The organism is Nocardiopsis sp. NPDC006198, assembly GCF_040613895.1.
GTDB lineage: Bacteria > Actinomycetota > Actinomycetes > Streptosporangiales > Streptosporangiaceae > Nocardiopsis > Nocardiopsis tropica.
The window spans coordinates 136,848-155,511 of record NZ_JBEXSY010000010.1; the positions used below are offsets into that span (position 1 = coordinate 136,848).

Consider the following 18,664-nt stretch of genomic DNA (forward strand, 5'->3'; position numbering starts at 1 on the left):
CCTCCACACGTGCCACCGGTAATGCGACCTGAACACACGCCACTTCGTCCCCTGTCCGCCCTCGCAGCGCTGCTCGGGCCGGACGCCACACTCCTGCGCCCGGACCTCGGCGCGGACCACACGGCCGAGGTGCCCGGCAGGGAGGTGCACGTACGCGGCATCACCCACGACTCACGGAAGGCGGGCCCCGGAGACCTGTACGCGGCGCTGCCGGGAACGCGCGCCCACGGCGCCGACTTCGCCGGGCAGGTGGCCGAGGCGGGAGCCGCCGCCGTCCTCACCGACCCCGCCGGGGCCGAGCGCGCCGCCGCGACCGGCCTGCCCGTGATCGTCGTCCCCGACGCGCGGGCCGCGCTCGGAACGGCGGCCTCCTGGGTCTTCAAGGAGCCCGCGCAGGACCTGCTGCTGATCGGCACCACGGGCACCAGCGGCAAGACCACGGTCACGTACCTGGTCGAGTCCGGGCTCCGCCGGGCCGGCATGACCACCGGCCTCGTCGGCACGGTGGAGATGCGCGTCCGGGACGAGCGGGTCGCCTCCTCCCTCACCACCCCCGAGGCCACCGACCTGCACGGCCTGTTCGCGCTCATGCGCGAGGAGGGCGTCACCGCCGCAGCCATGGAGGTCTCCAGCCACGCCCTCGCCCTGGGCCGGGTCGGCGGAACCCGCTACGACGTGGCGATCTTCACGAACCTGTCCCAGGACCACCTGGACTTCCACTCGGACCTGCGCGACTACTTCGACACGAAGGCGCGGCTGTTCACCCCCGAGTACTGCGACATCGCGGTCGTCAACGCCGACGACCGGTTCGGCCGCGCCCTGGTGGACATGGTGCAGGCCGACGGGACGATCCCCGTCACCACCTTCGCCGTGGACGGCTGCACCGACGCCGACCCGGCCACGGCCATGGAGGCCGACTGGCGGGCCGTGGACGTCGACCTGGGGGCCACGGGCAGCAGGTTCCGGATCGTCGGTCCGGGCGGCATGGAGGCGGAGGCCTCCGTCGGCCTGCCCGGGCCGTTCAACGTCTCCAACGCGATGGCCGCCATCGTCGGCCTGGTCGAGGCGGGCCTGCCGCTGGAGACCGCGATCGCCGGCGTCGCCGCCGCCCCGGGGGTGCCCGGACGCATGGAGCCCGTGGTCGTCGACGACGTGCCCCGCGCCTTCCAGGACTTCACCGCGCTCGTGGACTACTCCCACAAACCCGGTGCCATCGAGGCGGTCCTCACCGCGCTCCGCTCCACCACCGACGGCTACGTGACCATGGTGCTCGGCTGCGGGGGCGACCGCGACCGCGCCAAGCGCCCCCTGATGGGCGAGGCCGCCGCGCGCCTGGCGGACCAGCTGGTCATCACCAACGACAACCCCCGCACCGAGGACCCCGTCTCCATCGCCGCGGCGATGCTCGAAGGCGTGGCCAAGGTCCCCGAGGACCAGCGCGCCCACGTCACGGTCGAACTCGACCGGGCCGAGGCCATCCGCATCGCGGTGGACCGCGTCCGCCCGGGCGACGTGATCGTCGTCGCGGGGAAGGGCCACGAGACCGGCCAGTACGTCAAGGGCGAAGTGCTGCCCTTCGACGACCGGGAGGTGCTGCGCCGGGCCATCGGCGACCACCTCGCCGTGAGCTCCCGCGAACGGCTGGGCGTCGCCCTCCAGGACATCCACAGGGTCCCTGACGAGGGATGACCCGACAACACTCCCGGGCGGCCTCCGTTCGGGACGAGGGGCGCGGACACCGTCCGCGCCCCTCGTGCGTCCCCGCCGCCCGGGGCGCGCGGATCACTGGTCACACGGACACTGCCGGTCACGAAGTGGACCATATTGCTCCACACAGGGCCCGGCGGGACCCCGGACACCGCAATGTGTTCTAAGGTAGGTCCGGCAATCGCAGCCCGACCGCCCACGGTGGCGCCCATGGCGTAGCCCGCCGACGCGGCCCCGGTGAGCCGGCGCGGCACCGCGCGCACGGCATCCGCGGTGCCATCCCCTGACCTGACTCCGGCCGGTGGCCAACAGCCCCTGTGGTGCCGTGGGCCGGGCCTGACATGAGGAGTGGATTTGATCGCGCTCACGCTCGATCGGATCGCTGAGATCACCCAAACCGCCATCGGCGGATCAGCGCGCCCCGACGCCGTCGTCGACGGTCCCGTAGTCATCGACTCGCGGCAGGCAGCGCCAGGCGCGCTCTTCGTCGCCCTGACCGGGGAGCACGTCGACGGACACGATTTCGCCGGACCCGCGGTCGCGGCCGGGGCGACGGCCGTCCTGGCCTCCCGCCCCGTCGCGGCCCCGCACCTGCTGGCGGAGGGGGGCGACGACGGGGTCGTCGCCGCCCTGGCCCGGCTCGCACGGTACGTGGCGCGGGAGCTCGGCGACGTCCGGCGCGGAGCGGACGCGGCCGAGGTCGTCGCGGTCACCGGGTCCTCCGGCAAGACCACCACGAAGGACCTCATCGCCCAGGTCGTCGGCGGGCTGGGCCCGACCGTCGCCCCGGCCGGCTCCTTCAACAACGAGATCGGCCACCCGCTCACCGTGCTGCGCGCCGACACCGGTACCCGCAACCTGGTCCTGGAGGTCTCCGCGCGCGGCGTCGGGCACATCGCCCACCTGTGCGAGGTCGCCCCGCCCAGGATCGGCGTGGTCCTCAACGTCGGCAGCGCCCACATGGGCGAGTTCGGCGACCGCGACACCATCGCCAAGGCCAAGGGCGAGCTGGTCGAGGCACTGCCGCCCGGCTCGGCGGACCGCGGTTCCGGCGGTGTCGCGATCCTCAACGCCGACGACCCCCGGGTGAGCGCGATGGCGTCGCGCACCCGGGCCAGGGTCGTCACCTACGGACAGGGCGAGGACGCGCACGTGCGCGCCACCGACGTGGTCCTCCGGGACTCCGGCGCCCCCTCCTTCACACTCCACCTGGGCGGTCGCACCGCCCCGGTGAGGTTGGCGCTCGTCGGCGCGCACCAGGTGCACAACGCCCTGGCCGCCGCCGCCGTCGCCGACGAACTCGGTATGGACATCGACGCCGTCGCCGCCGCCCTCGGCGCCGCGACCCCGGTCAGCCGGTGGCGGATGGAGGTCACCGAACACGACGGTGCCACGCTCGTCAACGACGCCTACAACGCCAACCCCGAGTCCGTGCGGGCCGCGCTGACCACACTCGAAGCGCTCGCCCGCAACCGCCGTTCCATCGCGGTGCTCGCCCACATGGCGGAGCTCGGCGAGGACGGAGGAGCCGAACACGAGCAGATCGGCGAGCTGGCCGCCCGCACGGGCGTGGCCCACCTGATCGTGGTCGGAGAGGCGGCCGAGGGCATCGCCGTCGGCGCCGAACGCGCTGCCCGGCAGGGGCAGTGGCGGGGTGAGTGCATCCGGGTCGCGGACGCAGGGGCGGCCGCGGCGGCGCTGCGCGAACGCATGCGCACAGGAGACGTCGTCATTGTGAAGGGATCGCGGGTGGCAGCGCTCGAAAGGGTTATCGACCTCATCACCAAGGGTGATGTCCAGTGATCGGCATCTCCATCGCGGCGGCGCTGTCGCTCATCGTCTCCATGGCGTTGATGCCGCCGCTCATCAAACTGCTGTACCGGTTCAAGTTCGGCCAGGAGGTCCGCGACGACGGACCCGAGGGCCACAAGACCAAGCAGGGCACGCCCACCATGGGCGGCATCGTCGTCATCCTCGGCGCGGTGGTGGGCTACTTCGGTTCCCACCTGGTGCTGTGGCTGGTGCAGCCCTCCTCGACGGGGCCGACCGCCTCGGGCCTGCTCGTGATGTTCCTGTTCGTCGGCATGGGCTGCGTCGGCTTCCTCGACGACTTCATCAAGATCTACAAGCGCCGCAGCCTCGGCCTGCGCAGCGGCGCGAAGATGGTCGGCCAGGCCGTCATCGGCATCGGCTTCGCCTACGGGGTCACCCAGTTCCCCAACGGGTACGGCTACACCCCCGCGGCGCCCAGCCTGTCCTTCCTGCGCGACTTCGGGCCCCCGCTGATGCTGGGCCTGTTCATCCTGTGGGCGCTCTTCCTCATCGTCGGCTTCTCCAACGCGGTGAACCTGACGGACGGCCTGGACGGCCTCGCGACCGGCGCGACCATCCTGTCCCTGGTGGCCTACGTCATCATCGGCAACTGGCAGCTGCGCCAGTCGTGCGTGTCCTACCTCTCGGACAGCTGCTACACGGTCCGCGACCCCCTGGACCTGGCCGTGGTGGCCGCCGCGGCGCTCGGCGCGTGCATCGGCTTCCTGTGGTTCAACGCACCGCCCGCCAAGATCTTCATGGGCGACACCGGCTCCCTGGCGTTGGGCGGCCTCATCGTGGGCCTGGCCATCACCACCCGCACGCAGCTCCTGCTGCTGCTCATCGGCGGCCTCTTCGTCATCATCACCATGTCGGTGATGATCCAGATCACGTCGTTCCGCCTCACCGGCAAACGCGTGTTCCGCATGGCGCCGCTCCAGCACCACTTCGAGCTCAAGGGGTGGGCCGAACCCACCATCGTGATCCGCTTCTGGATCATCCAGGGCCTGTTCGTGGCGATCGCCATCGGACTCTTCTATCTCGAATGGATGCCAAGGTAGAAGGCATGCCGCACCACTCTTCCGACACACAGCCCGGTCCCGCCGCCGACCCCGCTCCGAGCGGGGCCGGTCTGGAGGGACGGCTGGTCTGCGTCGCCGGTCTGGGAGTGTCCGGGCCCCCGGTCGCCAGGGCGCTCCTGGCCCGCGGGGCCCGCGTGGTCGTCGTGGACGGCCGCGACGACGACACCGTCCGGCCGGTCGCCGCCGAACTCGCCGACGCCGGGGCCGAGGTGGTCCTCGGCGGGACCCCGCTGCCCGAGGGCTGCGACCTGGTCGTCACCTCGCCCGGCTGGCGCCCCGACTCCCCGCTCCTGGTCCGGGCCGCCGAGGCCGGGACCGAGGTGATCGGCGACGTCGAGCTGGCCTGGCGCCTCAAGCCCGCGGACCAGGTGTGGCTCGCCATCACCGGGACCAACGGCAAGACCACCACCGTGCGGATGCTGGAGGCGATGCTCCGCGCGGACGGCCGGGACGCGCTCGCCGTCGGCAACGTCGGCACGCCGATCGTCGACGCGGTCCTGCCCGACGCCGACGGCCACGTGCACGACGTGCTGGCCGTGGAGCTGTCCAGCTTCCAGCTCCACTGGTCCAGCAGCGTGCGCCCGCACGCCGCCACCGTCCTCAACGTGGCCCCCGACCACCTGGACTGGCACGGCGGCCTCGACCCCTATGCCCGGGCCAAGGGCAGGGTGTTCGCGCCCGGGACGATCCGGGTCGCCAACACGGCCGACGCCTGGTCGGTCCGCCTGGCGGAGGAGGACGGCGATCCGTACGCCCCGCTCGTCGGCTTCCGGCTGGACACCCCGAGGGCCGGCGAACTGGGAGTGGTCGAGGACCTGCTCGTCGACCGCGCCTTCTGCGCCGACCCCGGCAGCAGCGCCGAGGAGCTGGCCACCCTCGCCGACGTCCGCCCGGCCGCGCCGCACAACGTCGCCAACGCCCTGGCCGCGGCGGCGCTGGCCCGCTCGATCGGCGTCGCGCCGGCGTCGGTGCGGGCCGGCCTGGCAGCGTTCCGGCCCGAGCCCCACCGCATCGCGCACGTGGCCTCCGTCGGAGGCGTCGACTACGTGGACGACTCCAAGGCGACCAACCCGCACGCCGCGGCGGCCTCGCTCGGGGCCTACGCGTCCGTGGTGTGGATCGCCGGCGGCCTGCTCAAGGGCGCCGCGGTCGACGACCTGGTCGCCGCGGCGGCCGGTCGGCTGCGGGGCGCGGTGCTGATCGGCGCGGACCGGGCCCGGCTGCGCGAGGCCCTGGCCGAGCACGCCCCCTCCGTCCCCGTGGTCGAGGTCGAGGGCCCGGCCCCGGACGCGCCCGAGGGCCACACGGTGATGGACGCCGTGGTCGCCGAGGCCGCGGCCATGGCCCGCGAGGGCGACACGGTGCTGCTGGCACCGGCCGCCGCGTCCATGGACATGTTCACCAACTACCCCGAGCGCGGACGCCTGTTCTCCGAGGCCGTGAGCCGCCTGCCCTGAGTGACCGGACGCCGCCCGTACGTGACGAAGTCCGCGCGGGCGGCGTCCGCTGTGCCCACCGCCACCCGGCCGGCCGCCAAAGATGGCCAACACGCGGGAAATGTCCACGGTTCCCGACCCGGGCGTGCGCCAGTATTGAGGCGCGAATCGTGCGGAGGGTGTGGATGGCGACGACAGCGGTTCCAGGAATGGCCCGGGCCAAGGCGAGGACGGACGCCGGAGGGCGCGGGCACGCCCTGTGGCGTGAGTGGGCCAGGTCCCTCGACCGCCCCCTCACCTCCTACTACCTCATCCTGGGCACGGCGGTCCTCCTGATCGCCCTCGGCCTCGTCATGGTGCTGTCCTCCACGATGGTCAAGTCCATCACCGAGACCGGCTCCTCCTTCTCGCTCTTCCAGAAGCAGCTGGTGTCGGCCGTCGTGGGCCTGCCCCTCATGATCCTGGCCTCGCACATGCCCCAGGCGCTGTTCCGCCTGGTCGGCTACCCCACCATGATCCTCTCGGTGGCCCTGCTGCTGCTCACCGTCTTCCAGGGCGTGGAGGTCAACGGCGCCACCCGCTGGCTGGACGTCGGCGGCCTGGTCGTGCAGCCCTCCGAACCCGCCAAGCTCTCCTTCGCCCTGTGGGGCGCCAACATCCTCGCCCGCAAGGACGAGCTGCGCGAGCTCACCGAGTGGCGGCACCTCCTCATCCCGCTGCTGCCAGGGTGCGGGCTCCTGGTGCTCCTGGTCCTCCTCGGGTCCAACCTCTCCACCGCCCTGGTGTTCCTCATTACGTTCCTGGGCCTGCTGTGGGTGGTGGGGGCGCCGGGCAAGCTCTTCGTCACCATGTTCGGCCTCGTCCTGGCCCTCGCCGTGATCGTCATCGCGATCGAGCCCTACCGGATGGCGCGCGTCACCTCCTTCCTCGACCCCGGGGCCGACCCGCTGGGCTCGGGCAACCAGTCACTGCACGGCCTCTACGCGCTGGGCACCGGGGGGATCTTCGGCGTCGGCATCGGGGCCAGCCGGGAGAAGTGGGGGTTCCTCCCCTTCGCCGAGTCCGACTTCGTCTTCGCGATCATCGGGGAGGAGTTCGGCCTGATCGGGACCCTCCTCGTGCTCGCCCTGTTCGGCGTGCTCGGCTACGCGGGCCTGAGGGTGGCCACCCGGGTCAAGGAGCCGTTCCCGCGCCTGGCCTCCTTCGCGATCGTCACCTGGCTCATGGGACAGGTCATGATCAACGTGGGCGCGGTCATCGGGCTCCTGCCCGTCACCGGCGTCCCCCTGCCCCTGGTCTCCTACGGAGGTTCGTCGCTGATCACCACCATGGTCGCCCTCGGCGTGCTCCTCGCGCTCGCCAAGGCCGAGCCCCAGGCCGCCAGGGCGCTGGAGGCCCGGGGTCCGAGTCAGGTACAAAGGGCTCTAAGCTGGCTGGGCCTGGAGAACTTCGTGGCCTCGATGAACAACCGGGGCGGAACGGTCTCCAGGCGCGTCGCCGCAGGACGGGGTCCGCGTACGCCGGGCCCCCGTGGCGGCAGGACAACGGCCAAGCACAGGAACGGACCGGTCCCGGCGGGTGACCGGCCAAGGAGGAATCGGCAACGATGAGGGTAGCCCTCGCCGGAGGCGGCACGGCCGGGCATATCGAGCCCGCGCTCTCCCTAGCGGACGCGCTTCGACGCATCGACCCCAGCACGGAGATCCTCTGCCTGGGAACCGAGCGGGGTCTGGAGACCCGGCTGGTGCCCATGCGCGGCTACGAGCTGGGCCTGATCCCGGCGGTCCCGCTGCCCCGCAAGATCACCCCGCAGCTCCTCAGCGTCCCGGGCAAGCTCGCCGGCGCGCTGAGCGCGGCGGGCGAACACCTGGACCGGTTGCAGGCGGACGTCATCGTCGGCTTCGGCGGCTACGTGGCCACCCCCGGCTACCTGGCGGCGCGCCGGCGCCGGATCCCCATCGTCGTGCACGAGGCCAACCCCCTCCCGGGCCTGGCCAACCGGCTCGGCGCGCGCATGACACCGCACGTGTTCACCGGACACCCCCACACCCAGATCCGCAACGGCCGCTTCGTCGGCATCCCCCTGCGCCAGCAGATCACCACCCTCGACCGGCTCGCCATGGGCGACAAGGCGCGCACCTACTTCGGCCTGCGCCCCGACCTCCCCACCCTGCTGATCTTCGGCGGCTCCCAGGGCGCGCAGCGCCTCAACGAGACCGCGTTCGCCTCCCGTGACGCCTTCCGCGACCGGGGCGTGCAGGTCCTGCACGTCGTCGGCCCCAAGAACGCGGAGGAGCCCCAGGACCTCACCCAGGCGGGCGTGCCCTACGTGGCCGTCCCCTACGTGGACCGCATGGACATGGCCTACGCCGCCGCCGACGTCGCCATGTGCCGCTCCGGTGCGATGACCTGCGCCGAGCTGACCGCCGTCGGCCTGCCCGGCGCCTTCGTCCCGCTGGCCATCGGCAACGGCGAGCAGGCCCTCAACGCCGAGCCGATCGTCCAGGCGGGCGGGGGCCTGATGATCAACAACGCGGACATCTCCGTGGAGTGGATCGTCGACCAGCTCATCCCGCTGCTCACCGACACCGACCGGGTCGTGGCCATGTCCGAGGCCGCCGCCCGGATGGGCCGCCGCGACGCTGACATGGCACTCGCCCGCGAGGTCATGGCCGTCGCCCGCGGCGACCGCCCCACCCCCGAGATCCCCCTGTCCGACGACGACGGCGAGGACGCGTTCTACGACGACGGGAAGGACGCCCGATGAGCCTGGTCCGCCCGACCGAGCCGGTTCCCGTCGACAAGCTCGGCCGCACCCACTTCATCGGCCTGGGCGGGGCCGGCATGTCCGGCATCGCCCGGGTCCTGCTCCAGTCCGGGGTGGAGGTGTCCGGCAGCGACGCCCGTGACAGCGACACCCTGCGCGAGCTGGAGCAGATGGGCGCCGACGTCCACGTCGGCCACGCCGCGGGCAACCTCGGCACCGCCGAGACCCTCGTGGTCTCCTCCGCGATCCGCGAGGACAACCCCGAACTCGTCGAGGCCCGCCGCCGCGGCCTGCGCGTCCTGCCCCGGGCGGCGGCCCTGGGGGCGCTCCTGCTGGGCCGCGAGGGCATCGCGGTCTCCGGCACCCACGGCAAGACCACCACGACCTCCATGGTCACCGTGGTGCTCCAGCACCTGGGGGTCGACCCCGGCTACGTGATCGGCGGAAAGCTGGTCACCACCGGCCTGGGCGCCGACGCCGGCCTGGGCGAGGTCATCGCCGTGGAGGCCGACGAGAGCGACGGCTCCTTCCTCATGCTCTCCCCGAAGGTCGCCGTGGTCACCAACGTGGAGGCCGACCACCTCGACAACTACAGCGGCATCGAGGAGATCCACGCCAACTTCGCGGCGTTCGTCGACCGTGTCGGACGCACCCTGATCGTCGGGATCGACGACCCGGGCGCCCGGCAGGTCGCGGAGCTGGCCCGCGAGCGCGGCAAGAAGGTCCTGACCTACGGCGAGGCCGAGGACGCCGACTACCGGGTCACCCGGGTGCGCGCCCGCGGTTTCACCACCGAGTTCACGATCCGCACCGCCGGGGGCGAGCCCATCGACGGCACGCTCGCCGTCCCCGGCCGGCACAACGTGCTCAACGCCGCCGCGGCCGTCGCCGTGGCGGACGAGCTCGGCCACGACCTGGAGGTCGCGGTGGAGGGCATCGCGGACTTCGCGGGGGCCGCGCGCCGCTTCGAGATCAAGGGCGAGGCCGGTGGCGTCGCCGTCTACGACAGCTACGCCCACCACCCGACCGAGATCGAGGCCGACCTGAGGGCCACGCGCGCCGCGCTGGACTCGTTCGCCGAGGACGCGGGCGAGGCGGGGGGACCGGTGCCCGGGGGCAGGGTCGTCGCCCTGTTCCAGCCGCACCTGTACAGCCGTACCCGCATCTTCGCCGAGGAGTTCGCGACCGCGCTGGGCCTCGCGGACGAGGTCGTGGTGATGGAGGTCTACGCGGCCAGGGAGGACCCCGAGCCCGGGGTCACCGGCGAGCTGATCACCTCCCGCGTCCCCCACGACCGGGTGCGGTACGTGCCGGGTCGCGAGGAGGTCGTGCGGACGGTGGCCGGGCTGGCCCGGCCTGGCGACATCGTCCTCACCATGGGCGCGGGGGACGTGACCGAGCTGGGGCCGCTGATCGTGGACGCGATCGCCGAGGCAGCCGACGAAGCGCCCGGAAGCCGGTAGGCGCAGGAGAGAAGAAGAGGACACGGGTGAGCGCGGACGAGGGCGGGGCGGCGGACGGGGCCGCACCACGGGGAGGATCCGATCCGTGGAAGGTCGCCTTCGTGGCGCTGCTCGTGGTGGCGCTGGTCTGCGTGGTCACCTGGGTGCTGCTCGGCTCCCGCCTGCTGGTGGTCCGCGACGTCGCGGTCACCGGGCTGGACCGGATGTCGCCGCAGGAGGTGGTGTCCGCGGTGGACGTGGCCACCGGAACCCCCCTGGTCAGGGTCGACCTCGACCGGAGCCGCGCCCGCGCCGAGTCCCTCCCGCTCGTGGAGGAGGCCACGGTGCGACGCGGCTGGCCCGCGACCCTGGAGGTCGAGGTGGTGGAGCGCCAGCCCGTGCTGGCAGTCCCCGTGGGGGAGGAGTACCGGCTCGTGGACGGTGACGGCGTGCGCATCGAGGACTCGAAGACCCGTCCCGGCACCCACCCCGTGGTCAGGGTCACGGGGGAGGTCGAGGGCAACGAGGCGGTCCGCGCCGCCGCCGACATCGTGGAGGCGGCGCCCGACTCGCTGATCGCCCAGATCCAGCTCATCGACGCCACCGACCCCGGGGCGATCACCATCGCACTCGGCAACGGCTCCACGGTGGAGTGGGGGACGCCCGAGGGGACCGCGGACAAGAGCGACGTCCTGCGCGTGCTGCTGCGCGAGCACCCGCCCGAGGAGGGGCGCGTCTACGACGTCGGAACCCCCGATCTCGCCATCGTACGGTGAAGAAGTACCCAGCTCCAGGCAAAGGAAGAGGCGTGGCACGGAAAGTCGAACCGCCGTCCGGCGGGCCGCGCAGCGCGCCCGTGAGGGGGTTCCGGACGGACTCCCGGGCATCCGGCGGGGACATTCCAGACGCGACGCGCCGAGTGCGCACATCGCTTCCTTGCGTTATACGCCGTTAGGCTGACCTCGTCATCGGTTGCCCGTGGTCGGCGGTCCGCTTACTGTCGGGAAGCACAGCCAACGTCAACAAAGCAGCAAAACACGCTTTTCGGGGTACGCAGGAACCGTTTTGCTCCGCTCCTACAGCGGATCGCGCCAGCCCTCCCCGGGCAGGATCGCAACGGCTCCGGTGACCCCGGGTCCCCGGACAAACGCGTCGAGAACGCCGTCGCAGGGACCCGAAACGCACACTGTAGAACCGGATGCCGGTCCGGAGGCGTACCCGGTGGCGAGAGCCACCGGAGCGTTCACGGAACGGCGTATGCGAGCGGAAAGGCCCCTCGTCGTGGCAGCACCGCAGAACTACCTCGCGGTCATCAAAGTCGTCGGCATCGGCGGCGGCGGTGTCAACGCCGTCAACCGAATGATCGAAGAGGGGCTCAAAGGCGTCGAGTTCATCGCCATCAATACCGACGCCCAGGCGCTGCTGATGAGTGACGCCGACGTCAAGCTCGACGTCGGCCGAGAGCTCACACGCGGCCTGGGAGCCGGAGCCAACCCCGATGTCGGCCGCCAGGCGGCCGAGGACCACCGGGAGGAGATCGAGGAGGTCCTCAAGGGGGCCGACATGGTCTTCGTCACCGCTGGTGAGGGCGGCGGCACCGGCACCGGGGGCGCTCCCGTCGTCGCCAACATCGCCCGCTCCCTGGGAGCCCTCACCATCGGCGTGGTCACCCGCCCCTTCGGCTTCGAGGGCAAGCGGCGCGCGACCCAGGCCGAGTCGGGGATAGCGATGCTCCGCGAGGAGGTCGACACGCTCATCGTGATCCCCAACGACCGGCTGCTGTCCATCTCCGACCGCCAGGTCAGCGTGCTGGACGCCTTCAAGGCGGCGGACCAGGTGCTGCTCTCCGGTGTGCAGGGCATCACCGACCTGATCACCACGCCGGGCCTGATCAACCTGGACTTCGCCGACGTCAAGTCGGTCATGTCCGGGGCGGGGTCGGCGCTGATGGGCATCGGTTCCGCACGCGGGGACGACCGGGCCGTCGCGGCCGCGGAGATGGCCATCTCCTCGCCGCTGCTCGAAGCGAGCATCGACGGCGCCCACGGGGTGCTGCTGTCCATCCAGGGCGGCTCCGACCTGGGCCTGTTCGAGATCAACGAGGCGGCGCAGCTCGTCGCGAACTCGGCGGCCCCCGAGGCCAACATCATCTTCGGCGCCGTCATCGACGACGCCCTGGGCGACGAGGTGAGGGTCACCGTCATCGCGGCGGGGTTCGACGAACCCGAGGTCACCGGACCCGTGGTCCGGGAGCGGCAGCCGGTGGACCCTCCTGAGGCCGTCGCCCACACCGCGGGCTCCGCGTCGCGCAGGGAGCAGCAGCCCACCAGGGTGACGCCCCCCGCCGGTGACGCGGGCGGGACGGCGGCCACCTCCATGCCGTGGATCACGCCCTCCCGCCCGGAGCGGACCGAGCCGGAGGCGGCGTCCGCGCAGATGCCGCCGGTCCGGTTCCCGTCCGAACCGGAGCCCGTCCGCCAGGAGCAGGCCCCGGTCGAGCAGCCGCGCACGGAGACCCCGGCCCACGGCTCGGAGTCCCACGCCTCCTACGAGGCGCCCGCCCCGGCGGGGTCCTCCGAGGAGGGGCGGCCCGCGGGGGAGCGGGAGGAGCCCTCGCAGCACGGCGAGGTCCAGTCCGGTCCCGTCCACGCCGTCTCCGACTCCACCGCCGAACGGCGGGGGGACGTGCCCACGCCCCGCCGCCGGGTCATCTTCGACGACCCCGACGACCTGGACGTGCCCGAGTTCCTGAAGTAGCGCACCACCGTCCCGGTACCATCGACGTGTCAGCGGCCCCGACCCATGCGGCGGGGCCGTCGCCGCCCCCGGGGAAGCGCGCGCCGGCCGCGCCGGCGCCGTCCCGGCGGGCCGAGGGAAGGACCGCGGTCACACGGATGGGCAACGTCATCGATCTGGGGCACGGCGTGCGTGCCGCCGTCACCGAACGGCACGGCGGGGTCAGCGCCCCGCCGTACGACTCGCTCAACCTGGGGCTGGGCTCGGGCGACGTGCGGGAGGCCGTCCTCGCCAACAGGCGGACCGCCGCCGCCGGCCTGGGGTTCGACATCGACCGGGTCGTGTGGATGAACCAGGTGCACAGCGCCGACGTGCTCGTCGCGGACGCGCCGGGTGGGGCGGGTACCTGCGACGGGGTCGTCACGACCCGCCCCGACCTGGTCCTGGCCTCGATGGCCGCCGACTGCCTGCCGGTCCTGGCCGCCGACGGCGAGGCGGGTGTCCTGGGGGCCGCGCACTCGGGCCGCCTCGGGACGGCGAACGGCGTGGCGGCCAACCTCGTCGGGTCGATGGTCGGCCAGGGGGCCCGTGCCGACCGCATCACCGTCTTCCTCGGTCCGGCCATCTGCGGCAAGTGCTACGAGGTGCCCCCGGAGGTGCAGGCCGAGACGGCCCGGGACACCCCCGAGGCCGCCTCCACCACCCGGAAGGGCACCACGGGGGTGGACATGCTCGCGGCCGTCACCGCCCAGCTGCGGCGGGCCGGTGTGACCGACGTCCGGGCCGACGGCCGCTGCACCCTGGAGAGCCCTGAGCTGTTCTCCCACCGGGGCGGCGCGCCGACCGGAAGATTCGCCTCGTTCATCTGGCGTTCCTGACTGTCGTACCGGGCCGCCAGGATGGATTTCGGAACCCGCCGGAACCGCCAGGGACCTCCCCTCCTGCGGTGACGCGTCCGAAACGCGGGCCCCACGACCCCGGAGACCGCATCGGACCCCGGGGACCCACCCGACGGGGAAAGAGAAGGAGCACCGTGCCACACGTCGACCCAGCTCGCGTCGAGCAGGTCCGCGCCAACCTCGCGGCCGTGCGGGCCAGGATCGAGCAGGCCTGCGCGCGCGCCGGCCGCGCGCCCGAGGAGGTGTCGCTGGTCGCGGTCACCAAGACCTATCCGGCCGACGATGTGCGGATTCTCGCCTCCCTGGGTGTCCGCGACGTCGGCGAGAACCGGGACCAGGAGGCCGCGCCGAAGGCGGCGGAGACCGCTGACCTCGGCTTGACCTGGCATTTCGTCGGGCAGTTGCAGACCAACAAGGCACGCTCCGTGGCCTCCTACGCCGACGTCGTGCACTCGGTGGACCGCACCAGGCTGGCCCGTGCGCTGGGGGAGCGGGCGGCGGCGGCCGGACGCGGTCTGACCTGCCTCGTCCAGGTGAACCTCGACGACGACTCGCGGGCCGGCGTCATCGGGCCGCGCGGCGGGGTCGACCCCGAGGACGCGCTCGCGCTCGCCGCCGACATCGAGGCGCACGAGTCGCTCACACTCGGGGGCGTGATGGCGGTGGCCCCCCGAGGGGGCGACCCGGCCGAGGCCTTCGCCCGCCTCCACGGGGTGGCGAGTCGTGTCCGTGATCGTTATCCTCTGGCGACGGTGATCTCGGCGGGAATGAGCGCGGACCTCGAATCGGCGATCGAGCGAGGAGCGACACACGTGCGACTCGGTACGGCGTTGCTCGGCAACCGCGGACCGATCGTGGGGTAATGTCCCCACATAGACCTTGGAACCCGTCTGTGGAGTTCGCCCGAAAGGGCGCCCCACCCCGTGGAACGCGGGGACGGCGGGCCAGTACGGAGGAGTCGGCTGCGGTGAAGGCCGCGGGGACGACGGAGGACATGAGATGGCCGGCGCGATGCGCAAGATGGCGGTCTACCTCGGCCTCGTGGAGGACGACCGTTACGATCACCGCTATGCGGACGAATATGATGAGTTCGACGATTTCGACGAGGCCGTGGAGGAGCAGCGCGATCGCGCTGCGGATTCTCCGCGTGGCGAGGAAACACGAGGCACCGCAGTGACGGACACCGGCGACTACCTGAGTACAGGTGAACGACGCGGTGGAACGACCACGACTGCCTCAACCGCCGACCTCGCTCGGATCACAACGCTCCATCCGCGCACCTACAACGAGGCGCGTACGATCGGAGAGCACTTCCGGGAGGGCACACCGGTGATCATGAACCTGACCGAGATGGTCGACAGCGACGCCAAGCGTCTCGTCGACTTCGCGGCTGGTCTGATCTTCGGTCTGCATGGCAGTATCGAACGCGTGACCAACAAGGTGTTCCTGCTGTCACCGGCCAACGTCGAGGTCACCGCCGAAGACAAGGCCCGGATCGCCGAGCGAGGGTTCTTCAATCAGAGCTAGACCATCACACTTGTCCAGAGATTGGGTCGGGGAACGACCGTGAGTATCGTCGTTGCAGTGCTGCTCTTCGCGCTACAGCTGTTCGTTTTCGTGCTGATCGCGAGGGTGGTCCTGGAGATGGTGCAGTCCTTCGCCAGGACGTGGCGGCCCACCGGGTTCGTCCTCGTCCTCGCGGAGATCGTGTACACCGTCACCGACCCGCCACTGAGGTTCCTGCGACGGTTCATCAAGCCGGTGAGACTGGGGAGCGTCGCACTCGACCTGAGTGTCCTCGTCCTCTTCATCATCGTGTGGATCTTGATGGCTCTCATCGGGAGCCTCGCCTAGCAGGGAAGGGGCGCGGGGGCAAGTATCAGGTCCCCGGTTCCGTTATGTGGTCTTGGTCATGATCTGGATTGCCGTAAGGTCACGATCAGGTAGCGTCCCTACGGACAGACTCCAAGCGCGCCAAGGAGACGAACATGCCGCTGACACCCGCCGATGTGCGGAACAAGCAGTTCAGTACGACCCGGCTCCGGCCAGGGTACGACGAAGAAGAGGTCGACGCCTTTCTCGACGAGGTCGAGTCCGAGCTCGACCGCCTGATCCAGGAGAACGAGGAACTGCGCGGCAAGCTGGCCGAATGCCTGCGGGGCAAGGTGCCCAACGCCGGCATGCAGGACTTCCAGCAGCCCCAGGACCAGGCGCCGGAGCCCCAGCAGCACGAGCAGATGCGCCCGGAGCCCGTCCAGCAGCCGCAGGCCGTCGAGCCGCAGCCCCCGGTCCAGCAGCAGATGCCGATGACCGGCGCGAACATGGGGATGGGCGGTGAGGAGAACATGGACACGGCCGCCCGCGTCCTCGCCCTCGCCCAGCAGACCGCCGACCAGGCGATCTCCGACGCCCGCCGTGAGGCGGACGAGACCCTCGGCCGCGCCCGCCACGAGTCCGAGGACATCCTCGGCAAGGCCCGCCGCCAGGCGGACCAGATCATCGGTGAGGCCCGGGCACGGTCGGAGAACCTCGACCGCGACGCCCAGGAGCGCCACCGCCAGGTCATGGGCAGCCTGGTGCAGCAGCGTGAGGAGCTGGAGCACAAGGTCAACGTGCTCAAGGACTTCGAGCGCGAGTACCGGAGCCGTCTGAAGGACTACTTCGAGCGCCAGCTGCGCGAGCTGAACGAGGAGGGCAAGCCCGTCGAGCCGAACCCGAACACCACGGGCGGCTTCCAGACGATGGCTCCGCAGGCCGGTGGCGCCCCCGCTCTCCAGCACGGCCCCGGCGGCAACCCGTTCGGTCAGCCCGAGCCCGCCCAGCACGGTGGATTCCACCCGGGTGAGGCTCCGCACGAGCGTCGCTAGACCAGCGGCATTCGGCTCCGAACAACTGAAGACTCCGGATACAACACGTGTAAAGGCCCTGGTCGACCCGTGATCCTTAGCATCCTCGCAACCGTGGCGGTGCTGGCGGCCATCGCCGTCATCGCGGCTGCCCTGGCCCTCGCCGAGACTGTCCTGGTGTACATCGCACTCGGACTGGCCGGCGCCAGCGTCCTCCTCCTCCTGGGGGGCATGGTCCAGGGACGCATCGCCGAGAGCAGGACGGGTCGCCCCGGAACGGACGGTTTGGGGAAGTCGTCCGTCCCGACCGGCGCCGCCACTCCGGCGGCGACGGCAGCGGGCCCCCACGTCGTGCCGGAGTACTCCGGGCGCGTTCCCGTACCGGCCCAAGGGCCGGTACGGGAAGCCCCCGCGCAGGACACGCCCGTCTGGGCTGCCGCGGACGACGCCGGGCACGGGGAACCGGAGTACGACGTCCCCCGCTGGCAGACCCCCACCGCGCACGAGTGGCCGGAACCGGACACGGCGCCCGCCGGGAGCACCGTCCGCGCGGGATCCCCGGCCGAGGCCGGCCCCGCGGCTCCCGCCTCCGAGGCGCGGACGGACGGGGAACCGGCCGACACGGCGGTCACCGCCGACATCCCCGAGGCCCGTGAACGGGCCGGTGAGGACGGAGAGGCACCCTCCCGCCTCCACACGGGGGACGACGGGCCCGAACTGGACCCCGCCCCCTTCACCTACAGCATTCCCGGCCAGGGCTCCTCGCACGAGGACGGGGCCGCCCCGGTCGACGCGACCGCGGACCCCGACGACGGGATCGCGGGCGCCGGGGCCCCCGAGGCGGACGCCTTCTCCTACCGGATCCCCGGCGAGGCGGACCGGACCGAGCGGGCGGAGGACGACCCGGAGACCGGCGACCCGGACACGGCGCAGGCCCCGGCGCCCGACGCCTCCGCGGACGGCGACGGGGAAGCCCGCCCGGACGCCGACGAGGCCCTGCGCGCCGAGCAGGCCGTGGAGCACGCGGAGGCCGACTCCGAGCGCGGCGAGGACGAGCCCGCGACCGGCGGGGACACCGGACCCGGGTCCACGGCCGACGGCGAGGGCCCCGCCTCCGAGCCCGACACGGACGACACCGCGGCGCAGGGGGAGCGCGAGCACGCCTCCTCCGAGGCGGAACCCGTACCCTCGGCGCACACCGACACCGACACCGACACCGACACCGACACCGACACGAGCGTGTCGGCGGAGGCCCGCGCCCCGGAGGCGCAGGACACGGACGCCGACCCCGTGCCGGAGGACGGCGGGCGCGTCGAGGACGCTCCCGCCGCCGGTACGGGCGGCGCAGCCGAGGCCGCGGACACCGGGGACCCCGCCCCTGAGGCGGAGTCCGCAGACGACGCGGACGGGGCCTTCACCTACCGCCTGCCCGGCCGGGGCGATGCCGCGGAAGAGGGGGCCGACGAGGCGGAGGGCGACCGGGAGACCGCGGACACCGGGCGGACGTCGGCGTTCAGCTACCGGCTGCCACAGCCCGAGGACGGCGGGGCGGTCGCGGAGCGGTCCGACCGGGACGGCGACGATGACGCGGAGGGCGTCCCCGCGGCCGACGGCACCGCCGACCCCGACACCACCCCCGCGCCCACCCGTCCGGAGCCGGAGGGCGATGCGGCCGACGGCCCGGGGGACGGGGCCGGGGACGCGGAGCCGGACGGGAGCGAGCGGCCCGCCAAGGCCGAGGACGAGGACGCCGAGGACGACCACGCCGTCGCCTACGCGGCCGTTCTCGACGGGGACACCGACCTCGACGGCGGCAAGGACTCGGACAAGGACCCCGACAAGGTCCACTGACCCCGACGCACGCGAACGGGCGCCGCCCCCCAGGGGGGACGGCGCCCGTTCGCGTCGGGGCCCGGTCCGGCGGCCCCGGGGCCGCC

15 protein-coding genes are annotated in these 18,664 nt (G+C 72.4%); all 15 read left to right on the top strand.

Annotation, left to right across the window (positions count from 1 at the left end; translation table 11 throughout):
* The first annotated feature begins 21 nt into the window (after positions 1–21).
* Positions 22–1,689: a UDP-N-acetylmuramoyl-L-alanyl-D-glutamate--2,6-diaminopimelate ligase gene (locus tag ABZ234_RS10060; RefSeq protein ID WP_267945823.1), complete on the top strand. Its 1,668-nt coding sequence runs from the start codon at positions 22–24 to the stop codon at positions 1,687–1,689.
* 372 nt (positions 1,690–2,061) lie between these two features.
* Positions 2,062–3,510 carry a UDP-N-acetylmuramoyl-tripeptide--D-alanyl-D-alanine ligase gene (gene murF / locus ABZ234_RS10065; protein WP_355011738.1) on the top strand — a complete coding sequence of 483 codons (1,449 nt, stop codon included), beginning with the start codon at positions 2,062–2,064 and terminating at the stop codon, positions 3,508–3,510.
* On the top strand, positions 3,507–4,580 hold the full coding sequence (gene mraY / locus ABZ234_RS10070; protein WP_267945821.1) for a phospho-N-acetylmuramoyl-pentapeptide-transferase: 1,074 nt from the start codon (positions 3,507–3,509) through the stop codon (positions 4,578–4,580). Before murF ends, mraY begins: the two co-directional genes overlap by 4 nt.
* 5 nt (positions 4,581–4,585) lie before the next feature.
* Positions 4,586–6,058 (top strand): UDP-N-acetylmuramoyl-L-alanine--D-glutamate ligase, encoded by a 1,473-nt coding sequence (murD, locus tag ABZ234_RS10075; RefSeq protein ID WP_355011739.1) that lies wholly within the window; start codon positions 4,586–4,588, stop codon positions 6,056–6,058.
* Positions 6,059–6,246: 188 nt separating this feature from the next.
* Positions 6,247–7,647 (top strand): putative lipid II flippase FtsW, encoded by a 1,401-nt coding sequence (gene ftsW / locus ABZ234_RS10080; protein ID WP_355011750.1) that lies wholly within the window; start codon positions 6,247–6,249, stop codon positions 7,645–7,647.
* Positions 7,644–8,804: an undecaprenyldiphospho-muramoylpentapeptide beta-N-acetylglucosaminyltransferase gene (gene murG, locus ABZ234_RS10085; protein WP_267945819.1), complete on the top strand. Its 1,161-nt coding sequence runs from the start codon at positions 7,644–7,646 to the stop codon at positions 8,802–8,804. The genes ftsW and murG overlap by 4 nt, the downstream gene beginning before the upstream one ends.
* A complete protein-coding gene (gene murC, locus ABZ234_RS10090) occupies positions 8,801–10,267 on the top strand; it encodes a UDP-N-acetylmuramate--L-alanine ligase (RefSeq protein WP_355011740.1) in 1,467 nt (488 codons plus the stop codon). The genes murG and murC overlap by 4 nt, the downstream gene beginning before the upstream one ends.
* A 26-nt stretch (positions 10,268–10,293) precedes the next feature.
* Positions 10,294–11,022 carry an FtsQ-type POTRA domain-containing protein gene (locus ABZ234_RS10095; RefSeq protein ID WP_267945817.1) on the top strand — a complete coding sequence of 243 codons (729 nt, stop codon included), beginning with the start codon at positions 10,294–10,296 and terminating at the stop codon, positions 11,020–11,022.
* Positions 11,023–11,527: 505 nt separating this feature from the next.
* On the top strand, positions 11,528–13,003 hold the full coding sequence (gene ftsZ / locus ABZ234_RS10100; RefSeq protein WP_267950453.1) for a cell division protein FtsZ: 1,476 nt from the start codon (positions 11,528–11,530) through the stop codon (positions 13,001–13,003).
* 137 nt (positions 13,004–13,140) lie between these two features.
* A complete protein-coding gene (pgeF, locus tag ABZ234_RS10105; RefSeq protein WP_267945816.1) occupies positions 13,141–13,860 on the top strand; it encodes a peptidoglycan editing factor PgeF in 720 nt (239 codons plus the stop codon).
* A gap of 155 nt (positions 13,861–14,015) precedes the next feature.
* Positions 14,016–14,744, top strand: a complete 729-nt coding sequence (locus ABZ234_RS10110; RefSeq protein ID WP_267945815.1) for a YggS family pyridoxal phosphate-dependent enzyme — start codon at positions 14,016–14,018, stop codon at positions 14,742–14,744.
* A 136-nt stretch (positions 14,745–14,880) separates the two neighbouring features.
* Complete coding sequence (gene sepF, locus ABZ234_RS10115; protein WP_267945814.1) at positions 14,881–15,408, top strand: cell division protein SepF; 528 nt, start codon at positions 14,881–14,883, stop codon at positions 15,406–15,408.
* A gap of 39 nt (positions 15,409–15,447) precedes the next feature.
* Positions 15,448–15,735, top strand: a complete 288-nt coding sequence (locus ABZ234_RS10120; RefSeq protein ID WP_267945813.1) for a YggT family protein — start codon at positions 15,448–15,450, stop codon at positions 15,733–15,735.
* A gap of 134 nt (positions 15,736–15,869) precedes the next feature.
* Positions 15,870–16,748, top strand: a complete 879-nt coding sequence (locus ABZ234_RS10125; RefSeq protein ID WP_267945812.1) for a DivIVA domain-containing protein — start codon at positions 15,870–15,872, stop codon at positions 16,746–16,748.
* 69 nt (positions 16,749–16,817) lie between these two features.
* Positions 16,818–18,578 carry a hypothetical protein gene (locus tag ABZ234_RS10130; RefSeq protein WP_355011741.1) on the top strand — a complete coding sequence of 587 codons (1,761 nt, stop codon included), beginning with the start codon at positions 16,818–16,820 and terminating at the stop codon, positions 18,576–18,578.
* The last annotated feature ends 86 nt before the right edge of the window (positions 18,579–18,664 follow it).

What these genes read in the sequence shown, in the direction of transcription:
- ABZ234_RS10125 (WP_267945812.1), top strand. Translation starts at nt 15,870, where the DNA reads ATGCCGCTGACACCCGCCGATGTGCGGAACAAGCAGTTCAGTACGACC.
- murD (WP_355011739.1), top strand. Translation starts at nt 4,586, where the DNA reads ATGCCGCACCACTCTTCCGACACACAGCCCGGTCCCGCCGCCGACCCC.
- murC (WP_355011740.1), top strand. Translation starts at nt 8,801, where the DNA reads ATGAGCCTGGTCCGCCCGACCGAGCCGGTTCCCGTCGACAAGCTCGGC.
- murG (WP_267945819.1), top strand. Translation starts at nt 7,644, where the DNA reads ATGAGGGTAGCCCTCGCCGGAGGCGGCACGGCCGGGCATATCGAGCCC.
- pgeF (WP_267945816.1), top strand. Translation starts at nt 13,141, where the DNA reads ATGGGCAACGTCATCGATCTGGGGCACGGCGTGCGTGCCGCCGTCACC.
- sepF (WP_267945814.1), top strand. Translation starts at nt 14,881, where the DNA reads ATGGCCGGCGCGATGCGCAAGATGGCGGTCTACCTCGGCCTCGTGGAG.
- ABZ234_RS10060 (WP_267945823.1), top strand. Translation starts at nt 22, where the DNA reads ATGCGACCTGAACACACGCCACTTCGTCCCCTGTCCGCCCTCGCAGCG.
- ftsW (WP_355011750.1), top strand. Translation starts at nt 6,247, where the DNA reads ATGGCCCGGGCCAAGGCGAGGACGGACGCCGGAGGGCGCGGGCACGCC.